This window comes from Streptomyces sp. SCUT-3 (genome assembly GCF_014083985.1).
Lineage (GTDB): Bacteria > Actinomycetota > Actinomycetes > Streptomycetales > Streptomycetaceae > Streptomyces_H > Streptomyces_H thermolineatus.
In genome coordinates this window covers 4,964,223-4,978,340 of the sequence record NZ_CP046907.1, presented here as the reverse complement: position 1 = coordinate 4,978,340, position 14,118 = coordinate 4,964,223, and the positions used below count along the sequence as shown (strand labels likewise).

Sequence of the window (14,118 nt, the reverse complement as noted above, 5' to 3'; positions counted from 1 at the left end):
GCCCGCTCCGGCCGCTATCGGTGGGTGCCGCGGGGGTGGCTCTTCGCCTTCGCGTACAGCGGCGCCCCGAGCGCGACGATCACGATGGCCCCGGCCAGCTGGAAGAAGTGGCGGATCCAGTCGATGCCCTTGGTCTCCCCCACTCCGATCGCGTTGGCCAGGGCGTTGCCCAGGAGGCTGCCGATGAGGCCGAGCAGCGCGGTCAGCCAGATGGGGATGTTCTGGCGGCCCGGCAGGATCGCCCTGGCGATCACACCGAGGATCAGACCGACGATGATTGCCCAGATCCAGCTCATGCGAGTCTCCTCCGTGTCGTGGGGCCAGTTTCGGGCCCGCCGGGGGCCGGGGCATGCCCGCAGGGCCGTACGGGTGACGTCCTCGGTCACGCCGCGTGCCCGCCGGGTCGCGGACCCGCTCTCGTTGCGCTGCTCCGGGCGGCGTACCGTTGAAGGGGTGCCGGGGCAGGGAGTCCCCCGGCGGTTCGATCGGGCGGTGGACGGTGATCCTCAAGCATCGCGGCAAGTCCCAGCAGGTCTTCCGGATCACGGGGGCCAGGAGCGGGCTCGCCGAGGACGTGCGCCGGCGGCAGCGCCGCTACATCATCTCGATGGGGGTGCGCACCCTGTCCTTCATCGCGGCGGCAACGCTGTGGAACGTGTGGCGGCCACTGTCGGTGGTGGCGCTCGCCCTGGGTCTGGTCCTGCCCTACGTCTCGGTGGTGATCGCCAATGCGGGCCGGGAGAACGCCCCTTCGCTGCCCTCGGCCTTCATCGAAACGCCCAGTAGGCCCATGCTCGAGGAGGGCCGGCGCCCTCCTGAGCAGCAGTGACACGCCAAGCTCAAGAAAAGCTCAGATGAATCGCGCCGATCGGCTGACGGACCGCCCCGCGCCCGTGCCATACTTCGTAGGCGCTCCGCATCCCCCGTCGGAGCGACGGACCGACGCCGGGCGGCTCCCCCCGTGGCTGCCCGGCGTCGCCCTTTTCCCGTCCGGGCCGTGCGTGCCCCGGCCAGTCGATCCCACGCTTGTCAGGTGAACGACCCCATGCTGATCCCCCCCGATCCCGACGTTCCCGTCTGCTCGGCGAAGGGCTGCAGCGCCGAGGCGGAGTGGGTGCTCGCCTGGAACAACCCCAAGCTGCACACGCCGGAGCGGCGCAAGACGTGGCTGGCCTGCGAGGACCACCGCGAGTACCTGTCGAAGTTCCTGGGCGTGCGCGGCTTCCTGCGGGACGTGGTGCGCCTGGAGGAGTGGGGCGGCTGACCCCCTCCGCCCCCGGCGGGCGGTCCCCCGGCGGGCGGTCCCCCGGCAGGCGGTCCCCCGGCAGGCGGGCGGTCACCGCACTGCGGCCCCGGCCGTGCGCACGGCGGCGACGAGGTCCGTGACGGAGAGGGCGGGGGCGCCGCCGCGCGGGCCCGGCGCGGCGGACGGGCCCGGCCCGCGCCCGAGGTCCACGACGTACCGCGAGCCGTTGAGGACGAACCGGACGCACCGGCGCCCGGCCCGCAGCGACTCCCGCACGCGCACCCGGTGCACGGGGGCTCCGTCGATCTCCACGCCCCGGCTGGTGAGCAGCACGAGCCGCCCGTTCCGGAGCAGCACCTGGCCGGCGCGCGTCAGCAGCCGGCGCCACAGCCGTCCCGTGGTGATCCGCACGCCGGTCATGTGCAGTCCGCGTTCCACCGCCGTCCTCCTCGCTCGTCCTCGTCCGGCCCCGCAGTGGCGGGAGGGCGGGATCCGCCCGTGCCGGTGCGCGTACCCGCGGCGGGCGCGGGTCAGCCGCCGATGGCGGACATCGGGCGGTCCGGCTGGAGGAAGGAGGGGTCGTCCAGGCCGGAGCCGGCCTTCTTGCCCCACATCGCGGCCCGCCACAGCCGGGCGATCTCCTCGTCCGGTGCGCCCGAGCGCAGCGCGCCGCGCAGGTCGGACTCCTCGCGGGCGAACAGGCAGGTGCGGACCTGGCCGTCGGCGGTGAGCCGGGTGCGGTCGCAGGCCCGGCAGAACGGGCGGGTGACGCTGGCGATGACGCCCACCCGGGCCGGGCCGCCGTCGACGAGCCAGCGCTCGGCCGGGGCCGATCCGCGCTCGTCCTCCTTCTCGGGGGTGAGGGAGAAGCGGGTGGCCAGGCTGCGCAGGATCTCGTCGGCGGTGACCATGTCGCTGCGCTGCCAGCCGTGCTGGGCGTCCAGCGGCATCTGCTCGATGAAGCGCAGCTCGTAGTCGTTGTCCAGGGCCCAGGCGAGCAGGTCGGGGGCCTCGTCGTCGTTGACGCCGCGCATCAGGACGGCGTTGACCTTGACCGGGGCGAGCCCGGCGGCGCGGGCCGCCTCGAGGCCGGCGAGGACGTCGTGGTGGCGCCTGCGCCGGGTCAGGGTGTGGAAGACGTCGGGGCGCAGGGTGTCGAGGGAGACGTTGACCCGGTCCAGGCCGGCGTCGCGCAGGGCGTCGGCGGTCCGGGCCAGCCCGATGCCGTTGGTGGTGAGCGAGATCCTCGGGCGCGGCTCCAGGGCGGCGCAGGCGGCGACGATGCCGGCCAGGCCGGGGCGCAGCAGCGGTTCGCCGCCGGTGAACCGCACCTCGCGCACTCCCAGGTCGGCGACCGCGATCCGGACCAGGCGGCCGACCTCCTCGTCGGTGAGCAATTCGGGCTTGGCCAGCCACTGCAGGCCCTCCTCGGGCATGCAGTAGGTGCACCGCAGATTGCACCGGTCGGTCAGCGAGACCCTCAGGTCCGTGGCGACGCGGCCGTAGGTGTCGACGAGCACGGTCCACCTCCTCCCTGTGGTCCACCGTACGCGAAAAGCGCCGCCCGGAAGAGTGGTCCCGGCCAGGACCGCCTTCCGGGCGGCGCAGGAGTGGCCGCGCGGGCGCCGCCGGGGCGGCGCCCACGGCGTCCTCGCTAGTGGGCGCCGGCGCCGGTGAGGGAACGCACCTCCATCTCCGCGAACTTGGCCGGGTCGGCCTTCTCCTTGGAGACCACGGTGCCCAGCCAGCCGAGGAGGAAGCCGAGCGGGATGGAGACCAGGCCGGGGTTGGACAGCGGGAAGAAGGCGAAGTCCGAGTCGGGGAAGAGCGAGGTCTCCGAGCCGGAGAGGACCGGCGAGAAGACCACCAGCAGGACGGAGGAGGCCAGGCCGCCGTAGATCGACCACAGCGCGCCGGAGGTGGTGAACCTCTTCCAGAAGAGGCTGTAGAGGATGGTGGGCAGGTTCGCCGAGGCGGCGACCGCGAAGGCCAGGGCCACCAGGGCGGCGGTGTTGAGCTTGTCGGCGAAGATGCCCAGCACGATGGAGACGGCGCCGATGGCGATGGCCGCGATCTTGGCGGTGAGCACCTCCTCCTTCTCCGAAGCCTTGCCCTTGCGGATGACGTTGGCCCACAGGTCGTGGGCGAACGAGGCGGAGGAGGCCAGGGTGAGGCCGGCGACGACCGCCAGGATGGTGGCGAAGGCGACGGCGGAGATCACCGCGAGCAGGATCGCGCCGCCGGTGGAGCCGGGGCCGCCGCCGACCGCTTCGGCGAGCAGCGGGGCCGCGGTGTTGCCGGCCGCGTTGGACGCGATGATCTTGTCCGGGCCGACCAGGGCCGCGGCGCCGAAGCCGAGGGCGATGGTCATCAGGTAGAAGGCGCCGATGATGCCGATCGCCCAGTTGACGGACTTCCGGGCGGCCTTGGCGGTGGGCACGGTGTAGAAGCGGACCAGGATGTGCGGCAGGCCGGCGGTGCCCAGGACCAGGGCGACGGCGAGCGAGATGAAGTCCAGTTTGGACAGGTCGCTGATGCCGTACTTCAGGCCGGGTTCGAGGTAGGCCGTGCCCTTGCCGCTGGACTCGGCCGCGGCGCCGAGCAGGGCGGAGATGTTCCAGCCGAACTTGTTGAGCACCAGGACGGTGATCAGCAGGGTTCCCGCGATCAGCAGGACGGCCTTGATCATCTGGACCCAGGTGGTGCCCTTCATGCCGCCCACGGTGACGTAGAGCACCATGACGATGCCGACGCCGACGACGACCCAGCGACGTCCGGCCTCGCCGTCGATGCCCAGCAGCAGGGCGACCAGGGTTCCGGCGCCGACCATCTGGGCCAGCAGGTAGAAGATCGACACCACGATGGTGGAGGTGCCGGCCGCGGTGCGCACCGGGCGCTGACGCATCCGGTAGGCGAGGACGTCGGCCATGGTGAACCGGCCGGAGTTGCGCAGCGGCTCGGCGACCAGCAGCAGGGCCACCAGCCAGGCGACGAGGAAGCCGATGGAGTAGAGGAAGCCGTCGTACCCGTACAGGGCGATGGCGCCGGCGATGCCGAGGAAGGAGGCCGCCGACATGTAGTCGCCGGAGATGGCGAGGCCGTTCTGGAAACCGGTGAAGGAGCGGCCGCCGGCGTAGTAGTCGTCGGCGTCCTTGTTCTGCCGCCCCGCCCACACGGTGATGGCGAGGGTGGCCACGACGAAGGCGCCGAAGAGGCCGATGATGAGGCCCCGGTGGTCGCTCGCGCCCTCGGCCGCGAGCTGCATCGTGCCGGTCACGCGGCACCGCCCTTCCCGGCCGGTGCGGCCTTCTCCGCCGCTGCCCGTGCGGGGCGGCCCTCGATGTCGGCCTTGATGGCCTCGGCGCGGGGGTCGAGCTTGGCCCCCGCGTGGCGGGAGTACAGCCACGCGATGCCGAAGGTGGTCGCGAACTGGAGCAGGCCCAGGACGAAGGCGACGTTGATGTTGCCCACCACCGTGGTGCCCATCAGCCCGCCGGCGTAGTTGGACAGCAGGACGTAGAGCATGTACCAGGCGATGAAGCCGACGGTGAGGGGGAAGGCGAAGCCGCGGAAGGACCGGCGGAGGGCACCGAACTCGGCACCGGCCTGGACTTCGGCGTAGACGTTCGGTTCCGGCGGTGATGCCTGGGGGGGCGGAGGGGCGGTGTCCACGTGCGGCTCCTCTGAAGGGACGTGTGGCAGATCACGTCGGTGGCAGTGCGGGAATGCTAGGTCGGACCGGGTGGATGCAAAAGAGGTCTGACCAAGTGTTTTTCCAGCGTTACCGGGCGACAGCGGAGAGCACCCGCCCCGTCGGGCCCGCAGGGACGATTCCGGGCGAGCATCCCATTTCGGGGGGCGGGAGGGGCGGGAATCGGCACGGGGGCGCACTACCACAGGGAACCCGCCCGTCCGCACCGGGGTTCGCGGACAGCAGACCGGGGGGAATCCCTATTTCCGGCGAACCGTCAACTCTCTTTCGGAGCAATACGGAAATCGGGTGGCACGTACGGCTGACACAGAGCTCTTAATGTCACATGATCCTCATGCACGGTTGTTGAGCGCCGCATCGTTCCGACTCCGGCCTGCTCGCCGTGCACCCGCCCGCCGGCACTGTGCCTCCGGGCGGTCGCGCAAACGAACTGGAGACTCCATGTCCGTTCCTGTGTCCCGTCGCAGACGAGTTGTCGCCGTGCCGGCGGGCATGGCCCTGGCCGCCTCCCTCGCCTTCCTGCCGGGCGCGGCCACCGCCGCGCCGGCCGGGCAGACCGAGACCCCGGCCGCCGCCCCGGCCGCCGACGGGCCGAAGCTCAGCTACGTCGTCAACACCTCGACCGACCCGCGCGTGCTCAAGGCCGTCGAGCGGGCCGTCGTCCTCAACGGCGGGACCGTCGTCCAGACCTACCGCCAGACCGGCACGATCGTCGTGCACTCCGCGGTGAGCGACTTCGCCCAGAGGATACGCGCGGTCCGCGGAGTGGACTCCGCCGGCGCCAGCCGGACGGCCCCGCTGGCCGCGGCCACCACGACCGAGCAGGGCGCCCCGCAGGAGCTGTCCGCCGCGGAGGCGAAGAAGGCGGCCTCGCGGGCCACCGACGCCCAGGAGCCGCTCGAGCCCCTGCAGTGGGACCTGCCGGCCATCAAGGCCGACCAGGCCCACCGCGAGAGCACCGGCAGCAAGAAGGTCACCGTCGCCGTCATCGACACCGGCGTCGACGACACCCACCCGGACCTGGCGCCGAACTTCTCCGCCGAGCAGTCCGCCAACTGCGTCGGCGGCAAGGCCGACACCTCCGCGGGCGCCTGGCGCCCCTACACCAACGACGACTACCACGGCACCCACGTGGCCGGCGAGATCGCCGCCGCCCGCAACGGCGTCGGCGTGGCCGGCGTCGCGCCGGGGGTGAAGGTCTCCTCCATCAAGGTCAGCGAGCCGGACACCAGCCTGTTCTACGCCGAGGCCGTGGTCTGCGCCTTCGTCTTCGCCGCCGACAGCGGCGTGGAGATCACGAACAACAGCTACTACGTCGACCCGTGGATGTTCAACTGCACGGACGACCTCGACCAGAAGGCCATCGTCGACGCCGTCGGCCGCGCCGCGAAGTACGCCGAGCGCAAGGGCCTGCTCAACGTCGCCTCCGCGGGCAACTCCAACTTCGACCTGGCCGCCGACTCCATCGCGGACGGCTCCAGCCCGAACGACACCACCCCCGTCGACCGCGACATCGACCCGTCGGTCTGCCTCGACGTGCCCGCGCAGCTGCCGGGCGTGGTCACCGTCTCGGCGACCGGCGTGCAGAACCTGAAGTCGTACTACTCCAACTACGGCCTGGGCCAGATCGACGTCGCGGGCCCCGGCGGCGACAAGTACCAGATCCCGGACACCGAGTCGAAGAACGGCCGCATCCTGTCCACCATGCCGGGCGGCGGCTACGAGTACCTGCAGGGCACCTCGATGGCCGGCCCGCACGTCGCCGGCGTCGCCGCGCTGCTCAAGAGCACGCACCCGAAGGCCGGTCCGGGCGAGCTGCAGTACCGCCTGAAGGCCCAGGCCGACAACCCGGGCTGCCCGACCGACCTCTACGACCCCGACGGCAACGGCCAGGCCAACGCCGAGTGCGAGGGCACCGAGGAGTACAACAGCTTCTACGGCCACGGCATCGTGGACGCCCTGGACGCCGTCCGGAAGTGAAGAAGCGACCGGCCGGCCGGCTGACCGGCTGACCGGCTGACCGGCGGCCGGTCGACCGGCCGCCGGGGCGGCGGGTGACGGGCCGTCACGGAGGATCCCTGCGGGGTCCGCCGTGACACCGCCCCCGTCCACCGGCACCGGCACAGCGCGACCGCGGGCCCGGCGAGGACAACGCCGGGCCCGCGGTCGCGTCCTCGTGCCGGGACCCGGCGGGCGTGCGGCCGCTCAGGCGCCGGCCGCGCCCTCCCGCTCCGGGGACCGCGCCCCGGCGGCCCGGCCCGCCAGGGAGCGGGCCAGCAGGTACTGGGCCGCGATGTAGGTGAGCATGATCCAGAACTGCGGGGCCGGCAGCTGCGGCCAGTCCGCCAGGCCGGTGGCGATGAGGGTGTCGGAGAGCAGGAACAGCGCCCCTCCCAGCCCCGCCGCGGCCCCCGTGCCCGCCCCGGTGACCGCGGTGGCGGTGAGCAGCAGGCTGTAGACGGCGACCGGGAACCGCAGGTCGCCCAGGTCCGGCCAGAGCAGCGTCACCACGGCGGCCCAGGCCGCGGCGTACCCGGCGGTGGCGGCCAGGGCCCTGCGGCGGTCGGCGAACGCCCCGCGCCGCACGAACATGACGACGTAGCAGACGTGGCCGGCCGCGAAGCAGCCCATACCGGCCAGGAACGGCACCTCCCCGCCGACCTGCAGCAGGGTGTCCCCTCCCCAGCCGAACAGCAGGGCCACCACCAGGGCGCGGGGCCCGCCGCGCACGGCCGCCCAGGCGGCGAGCAGCGGCATCAGGGCGGGCTTGGTCGCCTGCCCGAGCAGGTCCGCACCGGCGAGCAGGGCCGCCAGGTGGACGAAGGAGACGGCGGCGAAGGCGGCGAGCAGCAGCGCCGCCGTGCGGTCGCGGTTCATCCGGCGCTCCCGTCCCGGCGCGCCGCCGGCTGCCAGCCGGGCCCCCGGAGGAGGTGGCCGGCCCGGTCCCGCCAGCGTGTCGCGGCCGCCAGGTCGCGAGCGATCGCGACGTACTCGTGGGTGGCCACCCGCAACGGGTTGTAGGTGTCGATGTTCTTGGTCAGCCCGAAGACGGGGCGCTCGGTCTCGGCCGCGAACGAGCCGAACAGGCGGTCCCACACGATGAGGATGCCGCCGAAGTTCCGGTCCAGGTAGCCGCCCTGGGAGGCGTGGTGGACCCGGTGGTGGGAGGGGGTGTTCAGCAGGAACTCCACCGGGCGCGGCAGTTGGTCGATCCGTTCGGTGTGGATCCAGAACTGGTAGACGAGGTTGACGGAGGAGCAGAAGGCCAGGGCCGCCGGGTGGACGCCGCAGGCGATCATCGGCAGGTAGAACGGCCAGGAGGTGAGGCTCGTCCAGGGCTGGCGCAGCGCGGTGGTCAGGTTGAACTTCCGGCTGGAGTGGTGGACGACGTGACAGGCCCACAGGATCCGGACCACGTGGTGGCCGCGGTGGGACCAGTAGTAGAAGAAGTCCTGGGCGAGGAGCATCAGCAGCAGCGTCCACCACTCGACCGGCACGCGCAGCGGGGTCAGGGCGTAGACGGCGGAGTAGACCAGCAGGACCGGGATCTTCCACAGCGCGTCGAAGACCAGGCTGCCCAGGCCCATCCCGACGCTGGTGGCTGCGTCCTTGGCCTCGTAGCCGGCGGCGTCCTCGTCCGGGTGGATCCGGTAGGACACCATCTCCACGACGGTGAGCAGGACGAAAGCCGGTATCGACCACAGGACGACGTCTGGCAGGTTCGGCATGAGCGGCAACATAGACGCCCAGGAAGCCTTTGAACAGAGTTACTTACCGACGAGTAAAAGAATCGCCGCCGGGGGCTGTCGGCGCGGGCCCGTATCCTCGTGGACCATGCTGGAAGACCGCTTCTCGGCGAGCGCCGAACCGTTCCCCTGGCCCGACTCCTACCCCGCGGGCTACGCGGTGGTGGACGTCGAGACCACCGGGCTGGAGCGGGACGACCGCATCGTCTCCGCAGCCGTCTACCGCCTCGACGCGCGCGGCGAGGTGGAGGACCACTGGTACACCCCGGTCAACCCCGAGCGCGACCCGGGACCGGTCTGGATCCACGGCCTGACCAGCGAGGTGCTGGAGTCGGCCCCGCTCTTCGCGGACATCACTGAGGAGCTCTCCGCCCGGCTGGACGGCCGGGTCTTCGTGGCCCACAACGCGCTGTTCGACTGGCGGATGGTCTCCGCCGAGTACGCGCGGCTGGGCCGGCGCCCCCCGGTGGAGAACCGCCTGTGCACCATCGTGCTCGCCAAGGAACTGCGCCTGCCGCTGCCCAACCACAAGCTGGAGTCGCTGGCCGCGCACTACGGCGTCCGGCAGCGGCGCGCCCACCACGCGCTGGACGACGCGCGGGTGCTGGCGGAGGCGTTCCGCCCGAGCCTGCACCTGGCCGCCGCCTCCGGCCTGCGCCTGCCCCTGCACGCCTGCCGTCCGCCCGCCGCGCCGGGCGGCGGCGCGTCCGGCCGCTCCGCGTCCGGGCCGTCCGCCTACGGGTCGTCCGCGTACGGGTCGTCCGCGTACGGCGGGGGGTCGTGGCGCAGTTGGCGCCCCTCCCGCAAGCGGCCGCCGTGCCCGCACCCCAACCCCGGCCGGCTGCACCCGAACGGGCCGCTGGTGCAGGGCATGAGGGTGGCCTTCTCCGGGGACACCGAGACCGACCGCGAACTGCTGGAGGACCGCGCCTCGGAGGCCGGGCTGCACGTGGCGGGCAGCGTCAGCAGGCTGACCAGCCTGCTGGTCACCAACGACCCCGACTCCCCCACCGGCAAGGTGGTCAAGGCCCGCGAGCACGGTACCCCGGTGGTGGACGAGGCGGCCTTCCTCCAGCTGCTGGCCACGATCGCCCCGGCCGGGACCCCGCTGGACGCCCCGCAGTCCCCGCCCCCGGACGCCCTCGGCGACACCGAGATCGCCGAAGCGGCGGACGCAGCCGAAGCGGCGGACGGCCGGGCCGGGGAGGCCGCCGCGGAGCTCCCGGCGGCGGGCCCCACCCCGGGCGAGGCGGGCGGGGCGGCCCCGGCCCGTCCCGCGGACCGCGACGGCGCCCCCGCCGCGGGACGGCAGGTGCTGGTGCTCTCCGGGCCCGGGGAGCGGGCCGAGGCGGAACGGGTCCGCGGCCTGCTCGCCGCGCGCGGGGACCGCGTGCGGGTCAACCTGACCCGCTCCGTGGACGCCGTCGTCGTGCTCCCCGGCGGGGAGGACGACCCTCGGGCCGCACGGGCCGCCGCGGCCGGCCTGCCCAGGATCGACCCGGCCTCCCTGCTCCCGCCCGCCGCGGCCGGCACCTGGCGCGACCCCTCGGCGGGCGCCGAGGAGAGCGGCGTGCTGTTCAGCACCGACGCGTCCGGGAGCCCCGCGGGAGCGGCGGATCCCGCCCCGGCGGACCGCCCGGGGCCCCTGGAACTGGTCCGCGGAGGCGTGGCGGACCTTCCGGACGTCTCCTCGGGGCGGCGCTGGACCCTCTCCGCCCTGTGGCGCGACGACTGCGACCCGGCCCCCGAACTGGTCGCCCTCGTGCTCGGCCCCGACGGCCGCGTGCCGGACGACTCCTGCTTCGTCACCCGGGAGCACCCCGCGCACCCGTCCGGGGCGGTCGCGATCGAGGGGGCGTCGCGGGCCGCCGCCGCGCTCACCCTGCGCCTGGACGCCCTCCCCGCCGGGGCCGAGCGGATGGCGGTCGCCCTCGCCCTGCCCCGCGGCGCCGGGGCCGGCTTCGGCGCGGTCGGCCCGGTCGAGGTCGGGATCGGGCCGCGCGGCGGCGAGGTGTTCGCGCGCACCGTGCTCGACGCGGCGACCGAGGAGCGGGTGCTGGTCCTGGCCGAGGTGTACCGGCGCGGCGGCGGCTGGCGCTTCCGCTCCTGGGGGCAGGGCTACCGCGAGGAGCTGGACGAGGTGGCCCGCGCCCACGGGGTGTCGTCGGCCAGGTGACGCCGGACCGGGCGTGCCCGGCCGGGCGACACGCCCGGCCGTCCGGCACGCCCGGCCGGGTGCGCCGGACGGGTGACGGGCCGCGCTGCCGTCCCCCCTCCGGTTGCCGCATCGGCCGCTGCTGCCCACGCTGGGTGCATGGCACGTTGCGAGGTCTGCGGAAACGACTACTCCATGAGCTTCGAGGTCCACGCCCAGGGCGCGGTCCACGTCTTCGACTGCTTCGAGTGCGCGATCCACCGGATGGCGCCGATCTGCGAGCACTGCCGGGTGCAGATCGTCGGGCACGGGGTCGAGGCGGACGGGCGCTGGTACTGCTGCGCGCACTGCGCGAAGGCGGAGGGCGAGGCCCGGCTCGTCGACCGGGTGGGGAGCATTCCGGCGGGCTGACCGTCCGACCCGGCCTTCGGGGACGGGGCGGGCGGCATGTACCGTCGGTGCGTGTACCGCTTCCTGTTGTCCCGCCAGTGGGTGATCCTCACGCTGGTGGCTCTGCTGCTCATCCCCGGAATGATCGAGCTGGGCTTCTGGCAGATGCACCGGCACGAGCGGCGCGTGGCCAACAACGAGCTCATCGCGAGGAACCTGGCGGATCCCGCCGTCCCCGTCACCGAGCTCTCCTCCCCCGGTGCGGAGGTCCGGCGCGAGGACGTGTGGCGGACCGTGACCGCCACCGGCCGCTACGACGCCCGCCACGAGGTGGTCGTCCGCCAGCGCACCGGCGCCGACGGGGCCAGCATCGGCTACTACGTGCTCACCCCCCTGCGCCTGGACGGCGGCCGGGCCGTCCTGGTCAACCGCGGCTGGATCCCGGCCCCGGGCAACCTGACCCGGTTCCCCGACGTGCCGCAGGCCCCCGCGGGCGAGGTCACCGTCACCGGCCGACTGCGGGCGGACGAGACCACCGCGAACAGCGGGATCAAGGACAAGCCGGGCATGCCCGACCGCCAGGTCATGCTCATCAACAGCGAACAGCGGGCCGCCGACCTGGGCGCGCCCGTGCTCGGCGGCTACGTCGAACTGACCGGGACCGAGCCGGAGCCGTCGGGCGGGCAGCCCGATCCCGTCCCCGAGCCGGACCACTCCGGCATCGGCGCGCACTTCGCCTACGCCCTGCAGTGGTGGCTGTTCGCCGCCATGGTCCCGGTGGGCTGGGTGATCCTGGTGCGGCGCGAGCGCAAGGACCTCCTCGCGCAGCGGGCCGCGCAGGAACAGCGCGACGGTCAGCCGGCCCCGGCCGGCTGACCGGCCCACGGGCCTGCGCCCACGCCCCGCGCCCCTGCGTCCACGCCCCGCGCGTCCCCGTGCCCACGCCCCGCGTCCGGGCGCCCGCGCCCCGCGGTCCCTCCCGGCTTGAGCGTGCGGGGTCGGGGAAGACGCCGCCCTGACAGGCCCCCGCACCCTCCGCGGGGCCGGCGAGGGAGGCTGCTTTCCGTGCCCGGACGCATCGAGGACTACGCGCTGATCGGCGACCTGCAGACCGCCGCGCTGGTGGGCACCGACGGATCGGTCGACTGGCTGTGCCTGCCCCGCTTCGACTCCCCCGCCTGCTTCGCCGCCCTCCTGGGCGACGAGGAGCACGGGCACTGGCGGCTCGCCCCGCAGGACGGCCCTCCCGTGTGCACCCGCCGCTCCTACCGCGGCGACACCCTGGTCCTGGACACCGTCTGGGAGACGCCCTCCGGCACCGTCGTGGTCACCGACTTCATGCCGCAGCGGGACCGGGCCCCCGACCTGGTGCGGATCGTGCGGGGGGTCTCGGGGCGGGTGGAGATGCACAGCGCGCTGCGCCTGCGCTTCGACTACGGGCGCCTGGTGCCGTGGGTGCGGCGGGCGGACGGCCACCGGGTCGCCGTGGCCGGGCCGGACTCGGTGTGGCTGCGCAGCGAGCCGGCGGCGGACACCTGGGGCGAGGACTTCTGCACGCACTCGCGGTTCGCCGTCTCCGCCGGCGAGGAGGTCGCGTTCGTCATGACCTGGCACCCCTCCTACGAGGACCGGCCCGCCCCGGTCGACCCGTTCGAGGCGCTGCGGCACAGCCTGGAGGACTGGGAGAAGTGGTCGGCGCTGTGCACCTACGACGGCCCCCACCGGGAGGCCGTGATGCGCTCCCTGATCACCCTGAAGGCGCTGACCTACCGCCCCAGCGGCGGCATCGCCGCCGCCGCGACGACCTCGCTGCCCGAGGAGATCGGCGGGGTGCGCAACTGGGACTACCGCTACGGCTGGCTGCGCGACTCCACCCTCACCCTGAACGCCCTGGTCGCCTGCGGGTACCTGGAGGAGGCGCAGGAGTGGCGGGAGTGGCTGCTGCGGGCCGTCGCGGGCAGCCCCGCCGACCTGCAGATCATGTACGGCCTGACCGGCGAGCACCGGCTGCCCGAGACGGAGCTGGAGTGGCTGCCGGGATACGCCGGGTCCGCGCCCGTGCGCATCGGCAACGCCGCCGTCGACCAGTTCCAGCTGGACGTGTACGGCGAGGTGCTCGACGCCCTGCACTACGCCCGCGAGCAGGGCCTGGAGCACGAACTCCACGCCTGGGAACTGCAGCGGGTCCTCGTGGAGTACGTGCGGGAGCACTGGCGCGAACCGGACGAGGGCCTGTGGGAGGTCCGCGGCCCCCGGCGCCACTTCGTGCACTCCAAGATCATGGCGTGGGTCGCGGCCGACCGCGCGGTGCGCACCCTGGAGGCGCACGGCGCGGAGTACGGCCTCGAGGGCGACGTGGGCGCCTGGCGGCGGATGCGCGACGAGATCCACCGGGAGGTCTGCGAGAAGGGCTACGACCCGGACCGCAACACCTTCACCCTGTACTACGGTTCGCGGGAGCTGGACGCCGCCAACCTGCTGATCCCCCTGACCGGCTTCCTGCCGCCCGACGACCCCAGGGTCGTCGGCACGGTCGACGCGGTCCGCGCGGAGCTGGAGACCGACGGCGGCCTGGTGCGGCGCTACAGCACGGACGCCCACCACAGCGTGGACGGCCTGCCCGGCGGGGAGGGCACGTTCGTGGTGTGCTCGTACTGGATGGCGGACGCCCTGTGGGTGACCGGGCGGCGGGCCGAGGCCCGGGAGCTTTTCGAGCGCCTCCTCCAGCTGCGCAACGACGTCGGTCTGCTCTCGGAGGAGTGGGACGCGGCCGCCGGCCGGCAGCTGGGCAACTTCCCCCAGGCGTTCAGCCACCTCGGGCTGGTCAACACCGCGCTGCTGCTCTCCGGACGGGGCAGGGCAGGATGAG

Annotated in this window: 14 protein-coding genes and 1 pseudogene; 8 read left to right on the top strand and 7 right to left on the bottom strand. The window is 73.6% G+C overall.

Annotation, left to right across the window (positions count from 1 at the left end; genetic code table 11):
- Positions 1–14: 14 nt before the first annotated feature.
- Entirely contained in the window at positions 15–296 is a 282-nt protein-coding gene (locus tag GQS52_RS21935) for a GlsB/YeaQ/YmgE family stress response membrane protein (protein WP_182315059.1), read from the bottom strand.
- Between the two features lie 203 nt (positions 297–499).
- Here GQS52_RS21935 and GQS52_RS21930 point away from each other — a divergent pair, with 203 nt between their 5' ends.
- Both GQS52_RS21930 and GQS52_RS21925 read left to right on the top strand, forming a co-directional pair.
- Positions 500–829: a DUF3099 domain-containing protein gene (locus GQS52_RS21930; protein WP_182315058.1), complete on the top strand. Its 330-nt coding sequence runs from the start codon at positions 500–502 to the stop codon at positions 827–829.
- 216 nt (positions 830–1,045) lie between these two features.
- Complete coding sequence (locus GQS52_RS21925; RefSeq protein WP_182316631.1) at positions 1,046–1,264, top strand: hypothetical protein; 219 nt, start codon at positions 1,046–1,048, stop codon at positions 1,262–1,264.
- Positions 1,265–1,336: 72 nt separating this feature from the next.
- Here the strand turns inward: GQS52_RS21925 and GQS52_RS21920 are convergent, their stop codons facing one another.
- From GQS52_RS21920 to GQS52_RS21905, 4 genes are all read right to left on the bottom strand, one after another.
- Positions 1,337–1,684 (bottom strand): hypothetical protein, encoded by a 348-nt coding sequence (locus tag GQS52_RS21920; protein WP_182315057.1) that lies wholly within the window; start codon positions 1,682–1,684, stop codon positions 1,337–1,339.
- A 92-nt stretch (positions 1,685–1,776) separates the two neighbouring features.
- The gene (gene moaA / locus GQS52_RS21915; protein ID WP_182315056.1) at positions 1,777–2,766 is read right to left on the bottom strand and encodes a GTP 3',8-cyclase MoaA; all 990 of its coding nucleotides are present in this window, start codon (positions 2,764–2,766) and stop codon (positions 1,777–1,779) included.
- A gap of 134 nt (positions 2,767–2,900) precedes the next feature.
- Positions 2,901–4,511, bottom strand: a complete 1,611-nt coding sequence (locus GQS52_RS21910) for a cation acetate symporter (RefSeq protein WP_182316630.1) — start codon at positions 4,509–4,511, stop codon at positions 2,901–2,903.
- Positions 4,512–4,519: 8 nt separating this feature from the next.
- Complete coding sequence (locus GQS52_RS21905; RefSeq protein ID WP_182315055.1) at positions 4,520–4,918, bottom strand: DUF485 domain-containing protein; 399 nt, start codon at positions 4,916–4,918, stop codon at positions 4,520–4,522.
- Between the two features lie 481 nt (positions 4,919–5,399).
- On the opposite strand from GQS52_RS21905, the gene GQS52_RS21900 reads away from it, so the two are divergent.
- On the top strand, positions 5,400–6,938 hold the full coding sequence (locus GQS52_RS21900; protein WP_182315054.1) for a S8 family serine peptidase: 1,539 nt from the start codon (positions 5,400–5,402) through the stop codon (positions 6,936–6,938).
- Positions 6,939–7,163: 225 nt separating this feature from the next.
- Here the strand turns inward: GQS52_RS21900 and GQS52_RS21895 are convergent, their stop codons facing one another.
- Both GQS52_RS21895 and GQS52_RS21890 read right to left on the bottom strand, forming a co-directional pair.
- On the bottom strand, positions 7,164–7,835 hold the full coding sequence (locus GQS52_RS21895; protein ID WP_182315053.1) for a lysoplasmalogenase: 672 nt from the start codon (positions 7,833–7,835) through the stop codon (positions 7,164–7,166).
- The gene (locus tag GQS52_RS21890) at positions 7,832–8,686 is read right to left on the bottom strand and encodes a sterol desaturase family protein (protein ID WP_182315052.1); all 855 of its coding nucleotides are present in this window, start codon (positions 8,684–8,686) and stop codon (positions 7,832–7,834) included. The genes GQS52_RS21895 and GQS52_RS21890 overlap by 4 nt, the downstream gene beginning before the upstream one ends.
- 106 nt (positions 8,687–8,792) lie before the next feature.
- Here GQS52_RS21890 and GQS52_RS27975 point away from each other — a divergent pair.
- The 5 genes and pseudogenes from GQS52_RS27975 to GQS52_RS21870 form a co-directional block, all read left to right on the top strand.
- Positions 8,793–9,803: pseudogene (locus tag GQS52_RS27975) on the top strand (DEDDh family exonuclease); the annotation flags it as partial.
- 213 nt (positions 9,804–10,016) lie between these two features.
- The gene (locus GQS52_RS27970) at positions 10,017–10,880 is read left to right on the top strand and encodes a TerD family protein (RefSeq protein ID WP_259371174.1); all 864 of its coding nucleotides are present in this window, start codon (positions 10,017–10,019) and stop codon (positions 10,878–10,880) included.
- 138 nt (positions 10,881–11,018) lie between these two features.
- Positions 11,019–11,270: a hypothetical protein gene (locus GQS52_RS21880; RefSeq protein ID WP_182315050.1), complete on the top strand. Its 252-nt coding sequence runs from the start codon at positions 11,019–11,021 to the stop codon at positions 11,268–11,270.
- A 51-nt stretch (positions 11,271–11,321) separates the two neighbouring features.
- Positions 11,322–12,125: an SURF1 family protein gene (locus tag GQS52_RS21875; protein ID WP_182315049.1), complete on the top strand. Its 804-nt coding sequence runs from the start codon at positions 11,322–11,324 to the stop codon at positions 12,123–12,125.
- 189 nt (positions 12,126–12,314) lie between these two features.
- The gene (locus GQS52_RS21870; protein WP_182315048.1) at positions 12,315–14,117 is read left to right on the top strand and encodes a glycoside hydrolase family 15 protein; all 1,803 of its coding nucleotides are present in this window, start codon (positions 12,315–12,317) and stop codon (positions 14,115–14,117) included.
- The last annotated feature ends 1 nt before the right edge of the window (position 14,118 follow it).